This window comes from uncultured Paenalcaligenes sp. (assembly GCF_947630565.1).
Lineage (GTDB): Bacteria > Pseudomonadota > Gammaproteobacteria > Burkholderiales > Burkholderiaceae_B > Paenalcaligenes > Paenalcaligenes faecalis.
Window position 1 is genome coordinate 1 of the sequence record NZ_CANRIC010000075.1, and the last position, 5,454, is coordinate 5,454.

At 47.5% G+C, this 5,454-nt stretch carries 6 protein-coding genes and 1 tRNA gene; all 7 read left to right on the forward strand.

All coding sequences use genetic code 11. From position 1 onward, the window contains the following. Positions 1-978: DALR domain-containing protein (locus Q0Z62_RS10405; protein ID WP_298054273.1), on the forward strand; the 978-nt coding region annotated here is incomplete at its 5' end. Positions 979-990: 12 nt separating this feature from the next. Then, positions 991-1,614, forward strand: a complete 624-nt coding sequence (locus Q0Z62_RS10410; protein WP_298054275.1) for a DNA-3-methyladenine glycosylase 2 family protein — start codon at positions 991-993, stop codon at positions 1,612-1,614. Between the two features lie 17 nt (positions 1,615-1,631). Then, positions 1,632-2,597, forward strand: a complete 966-nt coding sequence (locus Q0Z62_RS10415; protein WP_269900297.1) for an acetyl-CoA carboxylase carboxyltransferase subunit alpha — start codon at positions 1,632-1,634, stop codon at positions 2,595-2,597. After that, positions 2,569-3,654: a tRNA lysidine(34) synthetase TilS gene (gene tilS / locus Q0Z62_RS10420; protein ID WP_298054281.1), complete on the forward strand. Its 1,086-nt coding sequence runs from the start codon at positions 2,569-2,571 to the stop codon at positions 3,652-3,654. The genes Q0Z62_RS10415 and tilS overlap by 29 nt, the downstream gene beginning before the upstream one ends. Before the next feature lie 52 nt (positions 3,655-3,706). After that, positions 3,707-4,963 carry an aspartate kinase gene (locus Q0Z62_RS10425; RefSeq protein WP_269900295.1) on the forward strand — a complete coding sequence of 419 codons (1,257 nt, stop codon included), beginning with the start codon at positions 3,707-3,709 and terminating at the stop codon, positions 4,961-4,963. Positions 4,964-5,017: 54 nt separating this feature from the next. After that, positions 5,018-5,110: transfer RNA gene (locus Q0Z62_RS10430), tRNA-Ser, on the forward strand. A gap of 148 nt (positions 5,111-5,258) precedes the next feature. After that, a partial coding sequence (locus tag Q0Z62_RS10435; protein WP_298054285.1) for a hypothetical protein occupies positions 5,259-5,454 on the forward strand: 196 nt, incomplete at its 3' end.

A 5,454-nucleotide genomic window follows, 5' to 3' on the forward strand; every position in this document is an offset into this window, starting at 1 on the left:
AAAACCTTAGATGATTTACGTGCCGGAGAACGTGTGGCCGTATCGGCAGGCAAACGAGATCCATTGGATTTTGTTCTCTGGAAATCAGCAAAGCCAGAGGAACCGGCTGAATCCAAATGGGAATCGCCTTATGGTTTAGGTCGCCCAGGCTGGCATATTGAGTGTTCAGCCATGAGTAACGCGTTGTTAGGCATGCCTTTAGATATTCATGGCGGCGGGCCAGACTTGAAATTCCCGCATCACGAAAATGAGATCGCCCAATCCGAAGGTGCCTTTGGTGGCGAGATGGCTTCTGTTTGGATGCATTGTGGCCCCTTAATGGTCGATGCAGACAAAATGTCTAAATCGTTGGGTAATTTCCGTACGATTCGTCAGACCATTACAAATGGTGTGGCTGATGACCAGGCTAGCTATCAGGCTAACCCCAGAGAGGCCGAAATGCTGCGCTTTTTTATTGTACGTAATCATTACCGCAGTATGCAGAACTACGTGCCTGAGAACTTGTTTGATGCTCAACAGGCCTTGGATAGACTCTACCAAACCTTAGCTAATATCAGCCCCACTAAATACGAAGGAATTGACTGGGATAGTGATTTTGCTAAGCGTTTCCGTGATGCGATGAATGATGATTTCAATACAGCTGGTGCTGTAGCCGTATTGTTTGATATGGCAAACCAAGCAAATCGCGAGAAATCCCCAGAGCTAACCGCCCAAATGAAAGCCTTAGGCGGGGTGTTAGGTTTATTGCAAACGGATCCACAACAGTATTTGCGCTCAGCGACACGCTATGTAAAAGATGCGGTGCAACCAAATACACAGCTTTCAGACGAGCAGATTGATGCGCTTATTGCACAGCGCCAAAGTGCAAAAGAAAATCGAGATTTTGCCGCTGCTGATTTGATTCGTGATCAACTGAAAAACCAAGGGGTTGAGCTCGAAGACAAAGCAGGTGGCCTAACCCAGTGGCGCCGAGCCTAACGGGTGGCATTCATGCCAGATTTACCCCTGTATTGGGATCAGGCAAAGACGCAGTTAATGAAAAATGATCAGATTCTGCGTAAAATCATCCTACGTTATGAGGATGGGCCGTTGCCGTCTGTATCGCCATTTGTGACCTTGGTACGCGCTATATTGGCTCAACAGGCCAGTCGTAAAACAGCACATGCACAGTGGCTGAACTTTTCCGATCAGTATGGGTTACAGCCGGAACCGGAAAATATCGCTATACTTTCGGCTGGCAGCTTACAAGAAATTGGTTTGCCGCTACGCAAAGCTGAATATATTATTGGCGTATCTCAACACTTTGCCCAAGGTCAAATTGATATTGATCGATTAGATGGCTTGGATAATGAACAAGTCATCAAGGCATTGTGCAAGATACGAGGGATCGGTCGTTGGACGGCCGAAATGTTTTTGATTTTTAACTTGCGTCGTGCCGATGTGTTGCCCTTAGATGATGCGGCTTTATTAAAAGCCATTTCCATGCATTATTTTAGTGGTGAGCCGGTATCGCGTTTCGAAGCCCGCGAAGTCGCCCAGGCATGGGCTCCTTGGTGTACGGTGGCAACGTGGCACTTATGGCGCAGCTTAAATGCTGTGGCAGTGCATTATTAATACGAGCTAAGACTACAATGCGAAATACATTCCTAGAGTTCGAGCAACCTATTGCTGAACTCGAACAAAAAATAGACGAACTGCGATTTGTACAGGCGGATTCCGCTGTGGATATTTCCGAAGAGGTCAGCCGTCTACAGCAAAAAAGTCAGGCTTTGGCGCGTAGTATTTACGCAAAGCTAACGCCGTGGCAAACTGCCTTAGTGGCACGTCATCCTCAGCGTCCTTATACACTGGATTATGTACGAGAAATCTTCACGGATTTTCATGAGCTGCATGGCGATCGTATGTACGCCGATGATAAAGCGATTATTGGTGGGTTAGCTCGATTTAACGGTACACCATGCATGGTGATCGGCCATCAAAAGGGCAGAGACACCAAAGAGCGAGCTAAACGTAATTTTGGTATGCCTCGCCCAGAGGGTTACCGTAAAGCCTTGCGTTTAATGCGTTTGGCCGAAAAATTCCAATTACCTGTATTTACCTTTGTAGATACACCCGGAGCTTACCCCGGTATTGGGGCCGAAGAACGCGGTCAGTCCGAGGCCATTGGTCATAACTTATATGCGATGGCTGAACTCAAGGTTCCTATTATCTCCACCATCATTGGTGAGGGGGGGTCTGGTGGTGCCTTAGCGATTGCGGTGGGTGATGTAGTCATGATGTTGCAGTACGCGACATATGCCGTGATTTCCCCAGAGGGCTGTGCCTCCATTTTATGGCGTAGTGCTGATAAAGCATCGACTGCTGCCGAAGCCTTAGCGATTACTGCAGATCGATTAAAAGACTTCGGTCTTATTGATCGTGTCGTCAATGAGCCAGTGGGCGGGGCGCACAGAGATCCTTCCACCATGGCTCGTCAACTCAGTCGCGCATTAGCGGATGCCTTACGTCAGGTGTCAGGCTTATCTGTAGATCAATTACGTGAACAACGTTTAGAGCGTTTGTTATCTTATGGACGCTACCAAGAAGCCCGTAGCTGAGGGCTTTGCTGATCAGCTCGTTTCTACAGAACACTTAGCGCAGCTTGCTAATAAAAAAATAGTTGCTGCGCTACAACGACTGATGCTAGCTAATCAGGCCACTGATGTGGCTGTGGCGTGCAGCGGGGGTGTAGATTCAGCGATGTTGGCATTACATGCCACCTTATGGGCACGACAGCAGGGTATTACCCTGCATTTTTTTCATGTGCATCATGGACTACAGCAGCGAGCTGAGGGCTGGGTGCAGCATGTGCACCATTTAGCCCAGCGTTTTGGTGTGGCCTGTCATACTCAACGAGTTCATGTTGATTTGACCCAGGGTGATGGCTTAGAGTCTGCGGCACGTACCGCTCGTTATCAGGCTTTCGAGCACATGGCTGCTTTGACCGGTGTACGTCATATCTTTTTAGGCCATCATTTAGATGACCAGGCTGAAACGGTATTATTGCGATTACTACGCGGGGCGGGGCCTACCGGTATGAAGGCCATGGCAGAAAAAACAGAGCGTAATGGCCTCGTTTATTTGCGTCCTTTATTGGCGATACCGCGCAGTGATTTGGTTGCTGTAGCGCATGAGTTTGCGAAGCTCTCTCACTGGGAACCCGTTTGGGACCCAACCAACCTCCAAGATGATTACACGCGTGGCGCATTACGTGATCGCTTAACCCCTCATTTAAATGAACGTTGGCGTGGTTGGCAGCGGGTTTTAGTGCGTCATGCACAACAGAGTCAACAGGCCGACGAGGTTCTGAATGAGGTGGCAGCAGCAGATTTAGCACAATTGGATTTGAATGAATCGGATCAAAGTTTTGATTTGGCGTTATGGCGTAAACTAAGCGTTGCGCGTCAAGCTTTGGTGTTGCGGTATTGGTTAGCTCAACAGGGCATGTTAATGCCCACACAAGCTCGTCTAGACGATATGATGCGTCAATTACGACAGCTGCATGCCTTAGGTTTTGATCGGCAGATGCAGGTTAAACATGGCAAGGCATCTGTGTGCTGTAGTAAAGGCCGGGTTTTTTTACATTTTGATACTAGCGCATCAAAAGCAAAATAAAATATTATTTTTTTTCGTGGTGTGAGCCAACTTTTTTAAGTTAGTAATAATTATGTCCTTAATCGTACAAAAATATGGTGGCACGTCGATGGGTTCAGTAGAACGCATCCAAAATGTTGCACGCCGCGTTGCCAAATGGCACAAAGCCGGACATCAGGTGGTGGTCGTTCCGTCGGCGATGTCAGGGGAAACCAACCGTTTGCTCGGTTTGGCCAAAGATATCTCTGCCCATCCAAATGCGCGTGAGCAAGACATGCTTGCTGCTACCGGTGAACAAGCCAGTAGCTCGTTATTGGCGATGGCATTAATAGAGATGGGTGTTCCAGCCCGCAGTTATGCAGGTTGGCAGGTTCCTGTCAAAACGGACTCCTCCTACACAAAAGCTCGTATCAAATCCATTGATGGCACACGAGTACAGGCAGACTTGGATGCGGGTCGCGTTGTGATCGTGACGGGTTTCCAAGGCATAGATGACGAAGGGCATATTACGACCTTAGGACGCGGTGGCTCAGATACCTCTGCTGTTGCGATGGCAGCGGCTTTAAAGGCTGATGAGTGTTTAATCTTTACCGATGTGGATGGCGTCTACACAACTGACCCACGTGTGGTCCCAGAGGCGCGACGCATGCGTGTTATTTCCTTTGAGGAAATGCTAGAGCTTGCTTCATTGGGTTCTAAAATTCTACAAATTCGCTCAGTGGAATTTGCGGGTAAATATCATGTTCCCGTTCGCGTACTATCATCTTTAACTGATCCTGAATTGCCCATCGACGAGGAAGACTCCTCGGGCACGCTTATTACCTTCGAGGAAGACACAAAAATGGAAGCTGCTGTTGTTTCTGGTATTGCTTTTAGCCGTGATGAGGCCAAATTTACTTTACGTGCTGTCCCTGACACCCCCGGTGTCGCTTACTCTATTTTAGGGCCCATTGCAGAAGCCAATATCGAAGTGGATATGATTTTGCAAAACCTATCTGTTCAAGGCACCACCGACTTTTCGTTTACTGTTAGCCGTGCTGATGCAGAACGCACCCATGAGATCTTGGAAAAACAAATTGCTCCTGCGACAGGTGCTGGTGAGATTGTTGCTGACTCCAAAGTATGTAAAGTCTCTATCGTCGGTATCGGTATGCGTAGCCATGCTGGTGTAGCCAGCACCATGTTCCGTGCCTTATCCGAAGAGGGCATCAATATTCAAATGATCAGCACAAGCGAAATCAAAACCTCCGTGATTATTGATGATAAATACATGGAACTGGCTGTACGTACTTTGCACCGTGTTTTTGAACTAGATCAAGGGAAAAACTAAAGCATTCTAGGGCTAGCTTTTTTATTTAAAGTTATGCTATAGTTATGACTTTACGGAGATGTGGCCGAGAGGTTGAAGGTACTCCCCTGCTAAGGGAGCATGCGGCTTATACCCGCATCGAGGGTTCGAATCCCTCCATCTCCGCCAAATTCGAAAAGCCCCTGTACTAAAAAGTACAGGGGCTTTTTTATTAAAAAATGAGAATCAACGTACTTTTTTAGTTACGTTCTGTATCCAATGCTGACTTTTATTTGATGCGGTTGCTTTAGTGGTTTCTAAAGAGCAGGCCCCCCGATTGGTTCAACAAAAAGCGGTGCAGGATTTTGTTTCCGATGCCTATGCGCATTTAAAAGCAATAGCGTGTACTTCAGCTGCTGAGTTATTTTTAGAGAAATTACATATAGAGCAGGACGATTTTGTGTTGTCCTTAGATAAACCCAAGCAAGTGGTGGATTTGTTAGCCAGTCGATGTTGGCAGCGAGAGCAGGGCT

What these genes read in the sequence shown, in the direction of transcription:
- Q0Z62_RS10410 (WP_298054275.1), top strand. Translation starts at nt 991, where the DNA reads ATGCCAGATTTACCCCTGTATTGGGATCAGGCAAAGACGCAGTTAATG.
- Q0Z62_RS10415 (WP_269900297.1), top strand. Translation starts at nt 1,632, where the DNA reads ATGCGAAATACATTCCTAGAGTTCGAGCAACCTATTGCTGAACTCGAA.
- Q0Z62_RS10425 (WP_269900295.1), top strand. Translation starts at nt 3,707, where the DNA reads ATGTCCTTAATCGTACAAAAATATGGTGGCACGTCGATGGGTTCAGTA.
- tilS (WP_298054281.1), top strand. Translation starts at nt 2,569, where the DNA reads ATGGACGCTACCAAGAAGCCCGTAGCTGAGGGCTTTGCTGATCAGCTC.